General features: G+C 33.4%; 12 protein-coding genes. 11 read left to right on the top strand and 1 reads right to left on the bottom strand.

What is annotated here, in order from left to right; translation table 11 throughout:
- Positions 1–208 precede the first annotated feature (208 nt).
- A complete protein-coding gene (locus OEW74_RS03730; protein ID WP_265427217.1) occupies positions 209–1,459 on the top strand; it encodes a CinA family nicotinamide mononucleotide deamidase-related protein in 1,251 nt (416 codons plus the stop codon).
- 388 nt (positions 1,460–1,847) lie between these two features.
- Complete coding sequence (locus OEW74_RS03735) at positions 1,848–3,899, top strand: M13 family metallopeptidase (protein WP_265427218.1); 2,052 nt, start codon at positions 1,848–1,850, stop codon at positions 3,897–3,899.
- 45 nt (positions 3,900–3,944) lie between these two features.
- Here the strand turns inward: OEW74_RS03735 and OEW74_RS03740 are convergent, their stop codons facing one another.
- Entirely contained in the window at positions 3,945–5,189 is a 1,245-nt protein-coding gene (locus tag OEW74_RS03740; RefSeq protein WP_265427219.1) for an erythromycin esterase family protein, read from the bottom strand.
- A 134-nt stretch (positions 5,190–5,323) separates the two neighbouring features.
- Here OEW74_RS03740 and OEW74_RS03745 point away from each other — a divergent pair, with 134 nt between their 5' ends.
- The 9 genes from OEW74_RS03745 to OEW74_RS03785 all read left to right on the top strand — a co-directional run bounded on the left by OEW74_RS03745 (position 5,324) and on the right by OEW74_RS03785 (position 15,542).
- Positions 5,324–7,423 carry a M13 family metallopeptidase gene (locus OEW74_RS03745; RefSeq protein ID WP_265427220.1) on the top strand — a complete coding sequence of 700 codons (2,100 nt, stop codon included), beginning with the start codon at positions 5,324–5,326 and terminating at the stop codon, positions 7,421–7,423.
- Between the two features lie 242 nt (positions 7,424–7,665).
- Positions 7,666–8,112 carry a type VI secretion system contractile sheath small subunit gene (locus tag OEW74_RS03750; RefSeq protein ID WP_265427221.1) on the top strand — a complete coding sequence of 149 codons (447 nt, stop codon included), beginning with the start codon at positions 7,666–7,668 and terminating at the stop codon, positions 8,110–8,112.
- A 23-nt stretch (positions 8,113–8,135) separates the two neighbouring features.
- Entirely contained in the window at positions 8,136–9,497 is a 1,362-nt protein-coding gene (locus OEW74_RS03755; protein WP_265427222.1) for a DUF5458 family protein, read from the top strand.
- 79 nt (positions 9,498–9,576) lie between these two features.
- Positions 9,577–10,050 (top strand): hypothetical protein, encoded by a 474-nt coding sequence (locus OEW74_RS03760; protein ID WP_265427223.1) that lies wholly within the window; start codon positions 9,577–9,579, stop codon positions 10,048–10,050.
- A gap of 33 nt (positions 10,051–10,083) precedes the next feature.
- Complete coding sequence (mutY, locus tag OEW74_RS03765; protein WP_265427224.1) at positions 10,084–11,130, top strand: A/G-specific adenine glycosylase; 1,047 nt, start codon at positions 10,084–10,086, stop codon at positions 11,128–11,130.
- Between the two features lie 321 nt (positions 11,131–11,451).
- Complete coding sequence (gene gldD / locus OEW74_RS03770) at positions 11,452–12,009, top strand: gliding motility lipoprotein GldD (protein WP_265427225.1); 558 nt, start codon at positions 11,452–11,454, stop codon at positions 12,007–12,009.
- Positions 12,010–12,082: 73 nt separating this feature from the next.
- The gene (locus OEW74_RS03775) at positions 12,083–13,006 is read left to right on the top strand and encodes a PfkB family carbohydrate kinase (RefSeq protein WP_265427226.1); all 924 of its coding nucleotides are present in this window, start codon (positions 12,083–12,085) and stop codon (positions 13,004–13,006) included.
- A gap of 88 nt (positions 13,007–13,094) precedes the next feature.
- Positions 13,095–14,462, top strand: a complete 1,368-nt coding sequence (locus tag OEW74_RS03780; protein WP_265427227.1) for a peptidylprolyl isomerase — start codon at positions 13,095–13,097, stop codon at positions 14,460–14,462.
- Between the two features lie 135 nt (positions 14,463–14,597).
- Positions 14,598–15,542, top strand: a complete 945-nt coding sequence (locus OEW74_RS03785; protein ID WP_265427228.1) for an NAD(P)H-dependent flavin oxidoreductase — start codon at positions 14,598–14,600, stop codon at positions 15,540–15,542.
- The last annotated feature ends 3 nt before the right edge of the window (positions 15,543–15,545 follow it).

The following is a 15,545-nucleotide window of genomic DNA, read 5'->3' on the forward strand; positions in this document are numbered from 1 at the left end:
AAATATTTGAAAATAGAATTACAAAAGTTTACAAAATGTAAGATCGGTTTTGTTAGCTTTTGAAAATCTGAAATTTGAGCAACATCTTTTGCCTCTTTTGCGGTTAAAAAATATCACCCAATAAATCAAAGATATAAAAAATCATTTTCTTTTGTTCACTACAGAGATTTTCACGTCATTTGTATGGAATTTATTCAAAATTAAACGCATGCAAAACGCAGTCCTTATTACCATTGGTGACGAAATTCTTTCAGGAAATACAGTTGATACCAATTCAAATTTTATTGCTACCGAACTTAAAAATATAGGAATCAAAGTTTCTCAGATTATTACCATTTCAGACGAAATAGAAACCATAAAAAGCACATTAAAATCAGCTTTTGAAATGGGCGATTTAGTGATTACTACAGGAGGTTTGGGCCCAACAAGAGATGATAAGACTAAAAAAGCTTTAGCTGAATTTTTTGATGATGAAATTGCTTTGGATGAAGCTACTTTCGAACATCTTAAAGCCTACATGGAAAGACGCGGACGAATAGAAATTTTAGAAAGAAACCGCGAACAGGCTTTTGTGCCTACAAAATCTACAGTTTTTCAAAATCATTTCGGAACGGCACCTTGTATGATGATGGAAAAAGATGGAAAAGTTTCTTTCAGTTTACCCGGCGTTCCTTACGAAGTAAAACCTTTGATAAAAGACCAGATTATTCCTTATTTAAAAGATAAATTTAATCTTAATCATATTTCTACAAGAATTGTTTCCGTTGTTGGAATTCCCGAAAGTATTTTAGCTGATCAGATTGAAAACTGGGAGCTAGCTTTGCCGGAAAACCTTGCCTTGTCTTATCTTCCTGTTGGAACGAGAGTGAAACTGAGATTGACAGCAACTGGAGCAGATGAAAATATGCTTCAGGCTCAACTGGAAAATGAAATTCAAAAATTATTTCCGATTATCGGAGAAAATATCATTGCAACTTCTGAAGATAAAATAGAGAAAATTTTAGGTGAAATTTTAAGCGAAAGAAAATTAACTATTTCAACGGCTGAAAGTTGTACAGGCGGAGAATTGTCTATTTTAATTACATCAAACCCGGGAAGTTCCAAATATTTTATTGGTGGAGTAGTAACTTATGCAACGCAGAAAAAGATAGATATTCTTGGCGTTTCAGAAGGGATTATTGAACGTTTTACGGTGGTAAGCGAAGAAGTTGCACGCGAAATGGCAGAAGGTTGCCAAAATTTATTCAAAACAGATATTTCTCTTTCTACAACAGGTGTTGCAGGTCCCGGAAAAGGGGAAGACGGGAAAGAAGTAGGATTGGTTTATTACACGATAAAAGTGAAAAATCAATCTCAAACTTTTAAATTGTATATGCCACATTTAGACAGACAAGATTTTATTTATTTTGTTTCTCAGAAGATCATTCAGGATTTGGTGGGGATTTTAATTAATCAATAAATATGATCTTTGATGAAAACTTTTAAAATGCTGAATTTTTTCTATTATGTACTTTTGCCTTGATGCAAAAGTACCAAAAAATCAAGACTGAAAACTCTACTAAACTTTCGAATAATTTTCTAAAATTTCCAAAACTCGCACGGTAACATTATTGGTTTTTCTTAGCAAAATATATCCCGTGCTCAAACAGTGGTAATTTCTTAACGAAAATTTTTCAAAAGTTCTTAACGTCTCCGTTTTCTAAGTCTTAGTAATCCCAAAAAAACTCTGCGAATTTTCGTTTAAAAATATCTCACATTATTTTTCGAAAAACCAATTCACAAAATAAATTAACTTTACCGTAACAAAATTTAAATTAAATATACCTATTGTGTAAATTATTATTACAATGAAAAAATTAACACTTTCTTTGTTTTTATTAGCTGGAGTTTGTTCACAAAATACATTGAGCGCTCAGACTAAATCTACCAAAACAATTACTACTGATAAAGGTTTAGACATCAGTTTGATGGATAAATCTGTTCGTCCGCAAGATGATTTTTACAATTACGTGAGCGGAACCTGGATGAAAACTGCTAAAATTCCTTCAGATAAACCAACTTGGGGAAGTTTCAACAAATTGGCAGATGATACCGACAACAATTCAATGACGATCTTAAACTCTCTTCTGAAAGATAAATTCGCAGAAGGAAGTGAAGGTAAGAAAATCCAGGATTTGTACGCTTCTTACATGAATATGACTAAGAGAAATGCAGACGGAATCAAGCCTATTCAGGAAAACATCAGCAAAATTGATGCAATTAAAAACCTTACAGATTTACAGAATTATTTAGCTTCTGTAACCAAAGAAGGAGAAAATAATTTCTACGGATGGGGTGTTTATGCAGATCTTAAAGATTCTAATATGAATGCGGTTTACCTTGGTGACGCTTCATTAGGAATGGGTAGAGATTACTATCAGAAAGTAGATGCAAAAAATACTGAAGCTCTTGCAGAATACGAAAAGTATGTAGCTTCTATGCTGAAAGAATTGGGTTACAAAAATGCTGATGCAGCTGCAAAAGGAATTGTAGACTACGAAAAAAGCATTGCAAAACATTTATTGACAAATGAGCAAAGCCGTGACAATACGCTTCAGTATAATCCGAAAACAATGGCTGAACTGAAAGCTTTGGTTAAAAATGTAGATCTTCCTGCTTATCTTAAAAAAGTTGGTGTAAATACAGACAAAGTAATCATCGGTGAATTAGGATATTACAAAAACTTCGATCAATTGGTAAATGAAAAAAATCTTTCTGTTATCAAAGATTATTTGAAATTCCACATGATTAGCGGAAGTGCTTCTTATTTAAGTGAAAAATTAGGCGATATGAAATTCGCTTTCTACGGTAAGTATTTAAGAGGTCAGCAAGAGCAGAGAGCATTAAACAAAAGAGGGTATGAGTTGATCAACGGTTCTTTAGGAGAGGCTTTCGGTAAATTATATGTAGAGAAATATTTCCCGGCTTCAGCAAAAGCTCAGATGGTTGAGTTGATCGATTACCTAAAGAAAAGTTTTGCTGTTCACATCAACGGTTTAACGTGGATGTCTGCAACAACAAAGGAAAAAGCAATGGCTAAATTGAATAAATTTACAGTAAAAGTTGCTTATCCTGATACATGGAAAGATTATTCTAAATTGGTAATTACTCCTGAATCTAAAGGCGGAAATTTATATCAAAATCTTCAAAATATTGGTGAATGGCAGTATAATAAAGATTTAGCAAAAATCGGAAAACCGGTTGATAAAACAGAATGGGGAATGACTCCACAAACTGTAAACGCTTATTACAACCCGGTATATAACGAGATCGTTTTCCCTGCTGCTATTCTTCAGCCTCCTTTCTTCAATCCTCAAGCTGATGCTGCGGTAAATTTTGGTGGAATCGGTGCGGTTATCGGTCACGAAATGAGCCATGGATTTGATGATTCAGGTGCACAATTTGATGCAGAAGGTAATTTAGTTGACTGGTGGACTCCAGAAGACAAAGCCAACTTCGAAAAAGCAACTAAAGCTTTAGCTTCTCAATATGATAAATACGAGCCTGTAAAAGGAACTTTCGTAAACGGTACATTTACAAACGGTGAAAACATTGCAGATTTAGGGGGTGTAAACATTGCTTACGATGCATTGCAAATGTATTTAAAAGACAAAGGAAACCCTGGATCAATAAGCGGTTATACTCAAGATCAGAGATTCTTCTTAAGCTGGGCAACCGTTTGGAGAACTTTATCAAGTGAAAAATATATGGTAAATCAAGTAAAAACAGATCCGCACTCTCCTGGATATTTCAGAAGTTTCGGTCCGTTAACAAACGTCGATGCTTTCTACAAAGCATTTGATGTGAAACCTGGTGATAAACTTTACAAAAAACCAGAAGACAGAATTAAAATCTGGTAATCAGTATTTAAAATATTCAAAACCGTTCAGAAATGAGCGGTTTTTTTATTTGACTAACAACTTAGATGCTGTGGATTTTTTGATGAAAATAATATAATCAAAATCTTCTGAAACATTCCCTGATTTGAAATCTTTTTTATGTCTCGCAGCTCCTATTGTACGGTAATCAATTTTGTTTAAAAGTTTCTTTGCAAGCTTATTATTTTCTTTTTTTATGTTTTTTAAATCTAAAATAAAGACAGGTACTTCAAAAGAGTTTAACAGTTCTTCTAATGAATTTTTAGAATTTTTCTCTAAATAATTAGGCTTAATATCATCATCATTCAGGTCAACTACAGAATGAAAACCTTCGTAGAAAAATGTTCCGCAATTCACATAGTCATCCTTTAATTTCTCTTTTAGAAATTTTCCTGTTTCTTCATCCGTTTTCTTTAGATGTGAATTATGTGCCCACAAAACAAAAGTCGATTCTGGATACTTATTTATAAGCCACAAAATATTATCTGTCATATATCGATTTCTATCCAAATAGGTATTATTAAGATGTTGGTCTAAAAGAGTGATATGTTGTAAAAACCAAGACTTATCTTCTTCATCCGATATATTTGAAGAAAGTGCTTTTATCTTATTCAGCTCTTTTAAAGCTTCACTTTTAATATTTTTCTTTTCTGAAAGCTGATTTCTTTCAAGCTTGCTGAAATCGTTGAGGCTTTTAAATAAAGCAATTAAATCATCATCCGGAATTTTATATTTACTCATCAATATTTTAAGCTGAACAGCCGAACCTGTATAAGTGGTATTGTCAAATCCTGTAAACCGTATTTTTTGAGTATGTTTATCATTGTATTTTTTCATCCATTCTACCATACTTAGAATTTCATCGGTCTGATAAATCCACGATTTAATATTCATCAGATATTCTTTACCTGTTTTATTACCATCGATAATATATTTATTAAGTAAAATAGAATTCGGCATGGATGCTTCTATAGAAAAAACTCCGCCATTATTTTTCTGTAAAATATATCGGGTTAATTTATCTTTTACCTTAAAAATTTCACTTGATCCATGCGATGCTTCTCCTAAACCAACAATTTTAGCATTCGAAAAGAATTTATTAAAAACTAAAGAATCTTCTTTAAAGCCAATTTCTGGTTCATAAGATTGTAAGGGATAAACAAATTTTCTCAGATATTCTTTTTCATCATTATTAATTGTAGAGTTTTGAGAAGATTGTGAATAAATAGATTGTATTGTGAATGTGATTACTAATAAAACTAATTTTTTCAATGCAAATGTTTTTTTAATTCTAATTATTTGTAAATGTACTCATTTATCTCTTCTTGTTGATTAATTGTTCAGAGTAAGATTTAACATAAATGCTTATATTTGATCAAACTGTTTTACACATCAAAATTATTTTAATGAAAAAGCTAAATATTGCAGTACTTGCGTTTTCCGGTATTGTATTCTTAAACTCTTGTGGAACCACCAAAAATACAGCAGCAACCGTAGAAAAAGCTCCCACAAATATCGTTGTTGAGAATTCTTCACTCACTATTTATCCTGAAAATGGAATTAATTTATCTTATATGGATAAAACCGTTCGTCCGCAGGATGATTTCTTCAGTTACGTAAACGGAAATTGGGTAAAAGAAACTCAGATTCCTTCTGATAAAGCAAGTTGGGGCTCTTTCAATGCATTGAGAGAAAATGTAGATGATGCTTCGCTTGATATTTTAAATAAAATTTTAACCGAAAAATATGCAGAAGGTTCTGAAGGACAAAAAATTCAGAATCTTTATGCATCTTTTATGGATGTTGAAAAAAGAAATGCTGCAGGAATTGCTCCCATCAAGTCTGATTTAGCTAAAATTGATGCCATTAAAAATGTAAACGATCTTCAGAAATATCTTTTAGAGGCAACTAAATTGGGCGACAATTCATTCTACGGTTGGAGAGTAAGCGCAGATATGAAAAACTCTAAAATGAATGCAGTTTATCTTGGCGGTCCGGATCTTGGCTTAGGAAGAGATTATTACCAAAAAGTAAACGAAGCCAACACAAAAACTTTAGCAGAATATCAAAATTATGTAGCTAAATTGTTTGTCGTTTTAGGATATAAAAACTCTGATGTTGCTGCAAAAAATGTAGTTGATTTCGAAAAACAATTGGCTAATTATCTATTGACTTTAGAGCAAAACAGAGATGCCAATTTAAGATACAATCCTAAAAATGTCACTGAGCTTTCCGGTTTGGTGAAAAATGTAAATCTTGCTCAATATCTGAAAGATGCAGGAGTAAATACCGATAAAGCAATCGTTGGTGAACTTAAATATTACCAAAATATGGATCAGTTTATTAATCAGAAAAATCTTCCGTTGTTGAAAGATTATTTGAAATATCATATTATCAATGGTAATGCAAGTAATTTGGGAGATAATTTAGATAACATCCGTTTTGATTTTTACTCTAAATATCTTCAGGGACAGAAAGAGCAGAGAGCGATGAACAAAAGAGGTTTGGCGCTTGTAAACGGAGTTTTGGGTGAAGCTTTCGGTAAATTATACGTAGATCAATATTTCAGTCCGGAATCTAAACAGCAGATGGAAATGTATATTGATTACATTTTAAAATCATTTAAAAAACATATCAATGATATGGATTGGATGTCTCCGGAAACCAAAGTAAAAGCTCAGGAAAAACTGTCTAAATTCACAGTAAAAATCGCTTATCCGGACCAATGGAAAGATTATTCTAAATTAAAAGTAGAATCTCCGGCTCAAGGAGCAACTTTATATTCAAACTTACAGAATGTTTCGGCTTGGCAATACCAAAAAAGCTTAGAAAAAGTAGGAAAACCTGTTGATAAAACAGAGTGGGGAATGTCTCCACAAACCGTAAATGCATATTATAGCGGTTCAAATAACGAAATTGTTTTCCCGGCTGCAATTCTTCAGCCACCATTTTACAATCCAAAAGCTGATGCTGCGGTAAATTTCGGTGGGATTGGAGCGGTTATCGGTCACGAAATTTCACACGGTTTCGATGACAGTGGTTCAAGATTCGATGGAGATGGAAACTTAAATAACTGGTGGACTGATCAGGATCGTAAAAACTTCGATGCAAAAGTAGGACAATTAGCAGCTCAATACAACGCTTACGAACCTGTAAAAGGAAGTTTTGTAAACGGAAAATTTACAAGCGGAGAAAATATCGGTGATTTAGGTGGAGTGGCGGTTGCTTATGATGCACTTCAAATGTATTTAAAAGATAAAGGAAATCCGGGATTAATCAGCGGATTTAATCAGGATCAAAGATTTTTCATGAGTTGGGCAACAGTTTGGAGAACCAAATCTACTGACCAGTATATGATGAATCAGGTAAAAACAGATCCGCATTCACCGGGATATTTCAGAGCTTTTGGACCTTTGGTAAATCAGGATTCTTTTATGAAAGCATTCGATATAAAACTAGGGGATAAATTGTATAAAGCTCCGGCGGAGAGAATTAAAATCTGGTAATTTTACGACTATAATCTACTGTTAAAACGCATCATTTCGGTGCGTTTTTTTATTTATTTTTCCTAGATTGGTGACACCAAAACATATTAATAATCATTCGATTATCATGGTTGAATTGATTTATTTTAATAAAAATCTTCACAAAATTTTGTATGTTATAGTTTTTTTATAAATTTAAACAATGGATTGGTCAAAAATTTGCTAATCCAAACCAAAATCAACAATCTCAAAATAATAATAATATGGCAATGTTTAATTATGGTGTTGGCGGAAACGAAGTCAAAGTCGACGCTAATGAAGCTATTCAGGAAATCCAGGAGAACAAATCTCTTATCGTAAGCCAGCTTACAACCGACGAATCTTATGTTCCCGAAATTGTTACAGGATTAAAAACCGTAGATGATGTTTTCAGACATTTTCAGCCTTCTGTCGCTGTACAGCACGAAACAGAGGAGGGAAGCGTGGTAGAAGAAGAATTCCGTTTTCAGAATCTTGCAGACTTTACTCCCAAAAATCTTGTTCAGAAATCAGATTACCTTCAGAAGCTCAGCATGGAGCAGGAGCAGTACAATAAAATCGTACGTCAGCTGAAAACCAATAAGATTCTTCGCAATATGTTGGAAAATGAGCAGACCAGAGCTGCTTTTATTGAAGCATTAAAAGATGTTGCACAAGAACTTGAAAAATAATCTAAAGTACCTACACAAATATTATGGATAGTAAATTACAGGCTGCAGAAGGCCAACAACATAATCAACAGCAGCAGGCTGGAAGACCGAAAGGAAATCCGCTTGAAGAATTAAATAAAATCGGAGGTTTTGGCTTTATAGAATCTGTTGTAGACGGAATTGCCAATATGAACCCAACCAGAAAAGCAAGAAAAGAAATTTTCTTGAATGATGGTAATAAAACCGATGAAAGAAAAGAGCTTTTACAGAAAATTAATCTGTGGGTAGAGCTTTTAAATAGTAATGATTCTGCCGAAAAAATGGCAGATACCTGCAAAAATAAAGCACAGGCAGCAGATCAGAATTTAAAAGTAAATCTTAAAAATTCTCTTGATGCTGTTCGTCAATTAGAAACTTCTTACAGAACTGTAGCTCAGTTTTATAAAAATACAGAATTAGACAAAGTAGATAACGTAAGCATTGTTAATGCAAGTTTAGATCAGGTTTCAGATTTAGATAATCCTATTTTTATTGATGCCATTGCAGAAGAGTTTAAAAACTATTACGACCGTTTAGATTTAAGAGATAACTATTCTATTTTAGCAATTCCGGGATATTTGGGATCAAATAAAGTCGTTGAAAAATGGGCTAAAATTTGTAACGAAAACAAAGTTATGATGGTTACCGATTTTGCCAATCTTGATAAACCGGATGACGTAGTAGATTTATTCCACTCTGCAAATCTTACAGGTGGCGAATTGCACAGAAGTAATGTAATTATGACGTGTAACTGGTTAGTTGGTCGTGGCAGAGCAGAAGAAGTAGGTGAAGAAGAAAACGTGGAACTTCCACCGTCAACTTCATTGGCAGGAAAAATTCACAAAACATTGATGTCACAAGTTGCTGCCGGTAAAAAACATGGTAACATCAACGAAGTAGACGCTGTGAAATTTGAATTGAAAAAAAGTGAAATTTCTCAGTTAGAAAAAATGGGATTAGTTCCTATGGTCAACGAATACGGAAAAATCATGGCATTCTCTGCGAAAACATTGTTTACCGGAGATAACATCGGTCTTCAGACGTACTCTGTAGTTCGTGTATTCGATTACGTGACTAAAGTTTTACTTGATTTCTTAAACAGAAGAGCATTCGAAAACTGGAATGCAAGAAACGAAGACGATTTGAGAAAACAGATTGTAAGTTTCTTAGACGGTATCAAAGGAGCTGATAAATTAATCGAGAAATTCAAAATTGTCCGTTTCGAGCAGGATAAAGTAAATAAAGACAGAGTTTGGCTAGATATCAGACTGACTCCTTATTTCCCTACAAAAAGTTTTGTGATCAAGCTTGACGGTCATAAAGGCGATGACGGTAACGAGTGGGATGCAGAATATATCCAGGATTAAATCTCCTAATATTTAACATAGAAACCGGTGCGTCAAAAACATCGGTTTTTTATTTCTAATTATTTTTAAAAACGGTTTAATGAAAAATTTTACGTTTTACATTTTATTAGCTTTTCTGTTTTTTTCTGTTTTTAGTTGTGAAAAAGAATATCAACGACCTCGAAAATATGAGATTGATCTTTTTAAAAATGAAAAAAGAGATACTGCCCAAGCTTATGTAATGTCCGAAGATGAAGCTTACGGAATCAGTGATATGGTTGTGGCAAGTTCAGACATTTCTGTTACCGACAGTTCTTCAGGTCGAGGTAAAGCAATTTACATCTACAGTATCAATTCGGGAGATTTGTTATTCAGTAAAAGAGATTCTGTAATTTCGTATCCTTATCGGTTTCTTTCGAATCAGAAATTAAATCTTAAAAAAGAAAAAAATGATTCGGTGTATGTTTTTTTAGAAAAGCTTAAAGGGTATAAATCTATTGCAGAGACGAAACAAATCAAATATCAATGGTTGAAAGGTGCACCTGTTTATCTTCTTGATAACGCAAAAAAATAATTTTATCTTTGCCTCACTAAATGAATTGGTTTTTTGGAAAAGAATAAAAAAAACTCAAACTTTCTTCACATCGGGAATAAGCTGTTAAAGTGGTATGATAAAAATGCGAGAGATTTACCGTTCAGAAAAACCAAAGATCCTTATAAAATTTGGATTTGTGAGATTGTTTTTCAGCAAACCAGAATTGCTCAGGGTTTAAATCATTACAATAATTTCATCGAAAGATTTCCCGATGTGAAAACCTTGGCAGAATCTCCTGAAGATGAGGTTTTATTGTATTGGAAAGGTTTGGGATATTATTCCCGTGCCATCAATATTCATAAAGCTTCGCAACAAATTATTCACGATTACAACGGAATTTTCCCTTCCGATTATGAAGAAATTTTAAAGCTAAAAGGAATCGGGAAATATACTGCTGCTGCAGTTTCAAGTATTTGTTTCGGTGGAAAAATGCCTGCCGTTGACGGAAATTTCTACAGAGTTTTAAGTCGAATTTTTGCCGATGATTTTGATATTTCAAATTCGAGAGCTTTCAATTATTTTTCAGAATTATCAGCTTTAATTATGCCTGAAAATGTGGGCGATTTTAATCAGGCAATGATGGATTTAGGCTCGGAAATTTGCAAACCAAAAAATCCTTTATGTGGAGAATGTCCTGTAAATGATGATTGCCTGGCTTTTTCATTAAATAAAACTTCAGAATTTCCTGTTAAAACAAAAAAAGTAAAAGCACAAGATTTACAATTACAATATTATTTCGTTCACCGAAACGGACAGTTTTTAATTCAGCAAAGAAAAGACGATTTTATCTGGAAGAAACTATTTGAATTTCCACTGGTGATTTCTGATGAATTAAATCCATTTATTAAAAGTATAAAAACCGTCAATCATAAACTCACCCATAAAAATTTAAGCATAGAAATTTTTAATGTTGAGGTTGATTCTGAAACAGCTTGGGAAAGTTTTATTGCTCAAAACAATTACATTGTAACCGACGTTGAAGATTCTCATGAAAGATCATTTCCAAAACCTTTGGAGAACTATATTCAAAATTATGATACGGCTTACAGAATTATTTGATAAGCTGGATGTTGGGTGTTGGAAGCTGGAAGTTTAAATTATTGAGAATAGAGATTCTTCACTTCACTGCGTTCCGTTCTTAATGACACAAATATCCAGCTTCATTTATTGAAAAATAAGCTTTGAGGCCTTTGTTGAGTGAAACGCCTTTGCGCACGAAAAATATGCAGTATGAGATAAAAAAACTTTGTGTTCTTTGCGTTTAAAATAAAATCTACAAAAATTAGCACAGAATTAAATTTAATAAGCTCCAATTTCAAAACTCATTGAAATGCTGAAATTTGTCTCCCAAAATCTAAATCTAATTTGTATTTTTGCAAAATGATTAAAAAAGTCATTTTTATTTTTGTTTCGATGTTAATAATTTCGTGCGGAAAAGAGAGTACTCCAAAACCTTATGGCGAGTTGAGATTAGAATATCCTGCACCAAAATATCATAAATTTGAACCTAATTGCCTGTATTCTTTTGAAGTTTCAGATTATGCCAAAATTTATGATGCAAAGAAACCTTGTTGGTATTATCTGAACTATCCTAAAATGAAGGCGAAGATTTTCCTAACATACTACCCGATCAACAACGATTTTGCTCAGCAGATTATGGAAACCGAAAAAATGGTTTACAAACATACTGTGAAAGCAAGTTCTATCGATACAAAATCCTTTGAATATCCTGAGAAAAAAGTTTACGGAAATTTTTATGAATTGAAAGGTCAGGCTGCATCCAATTTGCAGTTTTACGCAACCGATAGTACAAAACATTTCGTGACAGGATATTTATACTTCAATTCAAGACCAAAACCAGATTCTTTAGCTCCCGCAGTAGATTATATCAAAAAAGATATGATGCATTTGCTGGATACTTTTGAATGGAAAAAATAAACTTTAAAATATAAAAAATACATATGACATCGGTAGATTGCATATGACCTTTAAAAATAAATAAAAAATACATATGAAACTTTTAGTCGTAGGAAGCGTGGCATTTGATGCAATTGAGACGCCGTTTGGGAAAACAGATAAAATTTTAGGTGGAGCAGCTACTTATATCGGGATTACATCTTCTATTTTGGGAGTAAAATCTGGAATTGTATCTGTGGTTGGAGGAGATTTCCCACAAGAATATCTTGATATGTTTACCAATAGAGAAGTAAATATTGAAGGAATTGAAATTGTAAAAGAAGGGAAAACGTTTTTCTGGGCAGGAAAATATCATAATGATTTAAATACAAGAGACACTTTAGCGACAGAAGTGAATGTATTGGAAAACTTTGATCCAAAAATTCCAGATTCTATGCAGGATGCAGAGATTTTGTTATTAGGAAATCTTCACCCCGGAGTTCAGCTTTCAGTTCTTGAAAAAATGAATCAACGTCCTAAATTGGTTATTTTAGATACAATGAATTTCTGGATGGATTCTGCAATGGATGTTTTGAAAGATATGATTGCTAAAACTGACGTAATCAGCATCAACGACGAAGAAGCAAGACAGCTTTCAGGAGAATATTCTTTAGTAAAAACAGCTAAAAAAATCCATACAATGGGACCTGAATATGTGATTATCAAAAAAGGAGAGCATGGTGCTTTACTTTTCCATGATAATAAAATATTCGCAATTCCTGCGCTTCCTTTGGAAGAAGTTTTCGATCCGACTGGAGCGGGTGATACTTTTGCAGGTGGTTTTGCAGCGTATCTTGCTAAAAAAGGTAAATTCGATTTCGAAACAATGAAGTCTGCATTAATTGTAGGTTCTGCAATGGCATCTTTCACAGTAGAAAAATTCGGAACTGAAAGAATTGAGGAAGTAAACGAAGCTGATATTTCTAACAGATTGAAACAATTTAAAGAATTGACAACTTTTAATGTCGAATTGCAGTAAATCATCTCTTTTTAAGAAATATTTATAATAAAAAATTGAGTGCAATTCATTAAGAATTCTAAATTTGCAACTTGTTTAAAATAGTATAATGATAAATAAACTAAAAATCACTTTCCTTTTGGGAGTTTTCACGATGTTGTTCTCAGGAAACATCAACGCTCAGCTAAAGAAAGGACAGTTGGTAGACGGTATTGCGGCAGTAATTGGTGATGAGATCGTTTTGGAATCTGATGTTGAAGAGCAGATGAATTACGGAAAACAACAGGGTGCCTCAACAACCGACAAATGTGAGTTTTTGGAAAACTTAATCAATAATAAACTTCTGGTTTACGAAGCAAAAAGAGATACTTTGATTGATAACCGTTCTGCGGCAATTAAAGATCAGGCAAATGCAAAGTACAACCAATTGCTTTCTCAATTTCCAGACGAAAAGTCAATGCTTGCTGCTTATAAGTTCAGAAATCAGTTTGAGATGAAAAATGCCATCGAAAAAATTGATACTGATCAATATTACGGGCAGGCAAAATATCAGAGAATTACAGAAAAAGCAGACGTTACTCCAAATGAAGTAACCGATTTTTTCAATATGTATAAATCTCAGCTTCCCGAAATAAAAGATGAAGTTTCTCTTTCTCAGATTATGATGTATCCTAAATTAACGGAAGCTCATAAGGAAGAGTTGATTAGCAAGCTTAAGAAAATTAAAGCAGATATTTTAGCAGGAGAAAGTTTTGAAAGCCAAGCCAGAATTTATTCTGAAGACCAGGGAACCGCTCCCAATGGAGGTTTGATGAAAAATATCTTTAAAGGACAAATGGTAAAGCCTTTCGAAGCTGCAGCATTAAATCTACAGGAAGGTGAAATTTCAGATCCTATTGAATCTGAGTTTGGATACCATATTATTCAATTGGTGAAGAAGTCTGGTAAAGCTTACGACGCAAGACATATTCTTTTAATGGCTACTCCTACAGATGCTGAGATTACTACTGCAAAACAAAAACTTGACAGTATCAGAGGATTAATCTTGACAGAGAAAATGAGTTTTAAAGATGCTGCATTTAAATTTTCAGATGATAAAAGAACAAAATTCAATGCTGGTGTTATTACCGGAGGAGATGGTTCTAGTAAAATCGAAAGAGAAAGTGTTCCGGGAGTAATCAGCTATGAGCTTGCCGGTCTTAATAAAAATGACATGACAACTGCTTTTGATGATGAAGATGAAAGAAAAAGAAAAGTGGTAAAGATCATTAAGGTGGAAGATGTTATTCCTGCTCACCAGATCACTCTTGAAACAGATTACGACAGAATCAAGCAGATGGCTCTTAACAAGAAAAAAAGTGAAATGATTGAGAAGTTTGTCAATTCTAAACTTCCAACAACATTTATTTCGATAGACGGTCGATATGATACCTGCGATTTTAAAGGGAACTGGAAAAAAGAATCTCTTAGAAAATAATACATTAACCTTCAGAACTTTCTGAAGGTTTTTTTATGAAAATATATCTTAGATGTATCATAGAATCTACGTTTTTAGTATTTTTACCTTATGAGTAATTTTATAGATTTCAACTCCGCTAAAAAGCTTCATGAAATGAACGAAAATAAAAACAGAATCACAGAACTTTTTAATATTCAGTATCCCATTATTCAGGCCGGTATGATTTGGCATTCTGGCTGGAGATTGGCTTCAGCAGTTTCAAACTGTGGCGGATTGGGCTTAATTGGTTCAGCAAGTATGTATCCCGATATTCTGCGTGAAAATATTCAGAAATGCAAGAAAGCTACCGATAAGCCTTTTGGAGTAAATGTCGCTTTGCTTTATCCCAATTTAGAAGAAATCATCAATATTATTCTGGAAGAAGGTGTGAAAATAGTTTTCACTTCTGCCGGAAGTCCTAAAACATATACCGAAACTCTTCAAAAGGAAGGTTTAAAAGTAGCGCATGTAGTTTCTTCGACCAAGTTTGCGGTTAAATGTGAAGAAGCAGGAGTAGATGCGATTGTAGCAGAAGGCTTTGAAGCAGGAGGTCACAATGGTAGAGATGAAACAACGACTTTTTGTTTAATCCCAAATGTAAAAAAACATATTTCTAAACCATTAATTGCAGCAGGTGGAATTGCTTTGGGTTCTCAAATGAAAGCTGCAATGATTTTAGGAGCAGACGGAGTTCAGATTGGAAGCCGTTTTGCAGCAACACAAGAAGCAAGTGCTCACGAAAACTGGAAAAAGAAAATTACAGAACTGAATGAAGGCGATACGCTTCTTACTTTAAAAGAATTGGCGCCCGTAAGAATGGTTAAAAACAAATTCTTCAATGAATTGGAGGAAATTTATAATGTAGGAAGAAATGCCGAAGCTTTGGTCGCTTCTTTAGGGAGAGCAAGAGCAAAGAAAGGAATGTTTGAAGGTGATATGGAAGAAGGCGAACTGGAAATCGGTCAGGTTTCAGCTTTAATTGACGAAGTTCTTCCTGTGGAAACAGTTTTTGCCAATCTTTTAAAAGAATTTAACGAAACAAAAAATCCTAGTTTATAAATA

This window comes from Chryseobacterium sp. YIM B08800, assembly GCF_026163565.1.
Classification (GTDB): Bacteria; Bacteroidota; Bacteroidia; order Flavobacteriales; family Weeksellaceae; genus Chryseobacterium.

What these genes read in the sequence shown, in the direction of transcription:
- OEW74_RS03730 (WP_265427217.1), top strand. Translation starts at nt 209, where the DNA reads ATGCAAAACGCAGTCCTTATTACCATTGGTGACGAAATTCTTTCAGGA.
- OEW74_RS03750 (WP_265427221.1), top strand. Translation starts at nt 7,666, where the DNA reads ATGGCAATGTTTAATTATGGTGTTGGCGGAAACGAAGTCAAAGTCGAC.
- gldD (WP_265427225.1), top strand. Translation starts at nt 11,452, where the DNA reads ATGATTAAAAAAGTCATTTTTATTTTTGTTTCGATGTTAATAATTTCG.
- OEW74_RS03735 (WP_265427218.1), top strand. Translation starts at nt 1,848, where the DNA reads ATGAAAAAATTAACACTTTCTTTGTTTTTATTAGCTGGAGTTTGTTCA.
- OEW74_RS03780 (WP_265427227.1), top strand. Translation starts at nt 13,095, where the DNA reads ATGATAAATAAACTAAAAATCACTTTCCTTTTGGGAGTTTTCACGATG.
- OEW74_RS03745 (WP_265427220.1), top strand. Translation starts at nt 5,324, where the DNA reads ATGAAAAAGCTAAATATTGCAGTACTTGCGTTTTCCGGTATTGTATTC.
- OEW74_RS03755 (WP_265427222.1), top strand. Translation starts at nt 8,136, where the DNA reads ATGGATAGTAAATTACAGGCTGCAGAAGGCCAACAACATAATCAACAG.
- OEW74_RS03760 (WP_265427223.1), top strand. Translation starts at nt 9,577, where the DNA reads ATGAAAAATTTTACGTTTTACATTTTATTAGCTTTTCTGTTTTTTTCT.
- OEW74_RS03775 (WP_265427226.1), top strand. Translation starts at nt 12,083, where the DNA reads ATGAAACTTTTAGTCGTAGGAAGCGTGGCATTTGATGCAATTGAGACG.
- OEW74_RS03785 (WP_265427228.1), top strand. Translation starts at nt 14,598, where the DNA reads ATGAACGAAAATAAAAACAGAATCACAGAACTTTTTAATATTCAGTAT.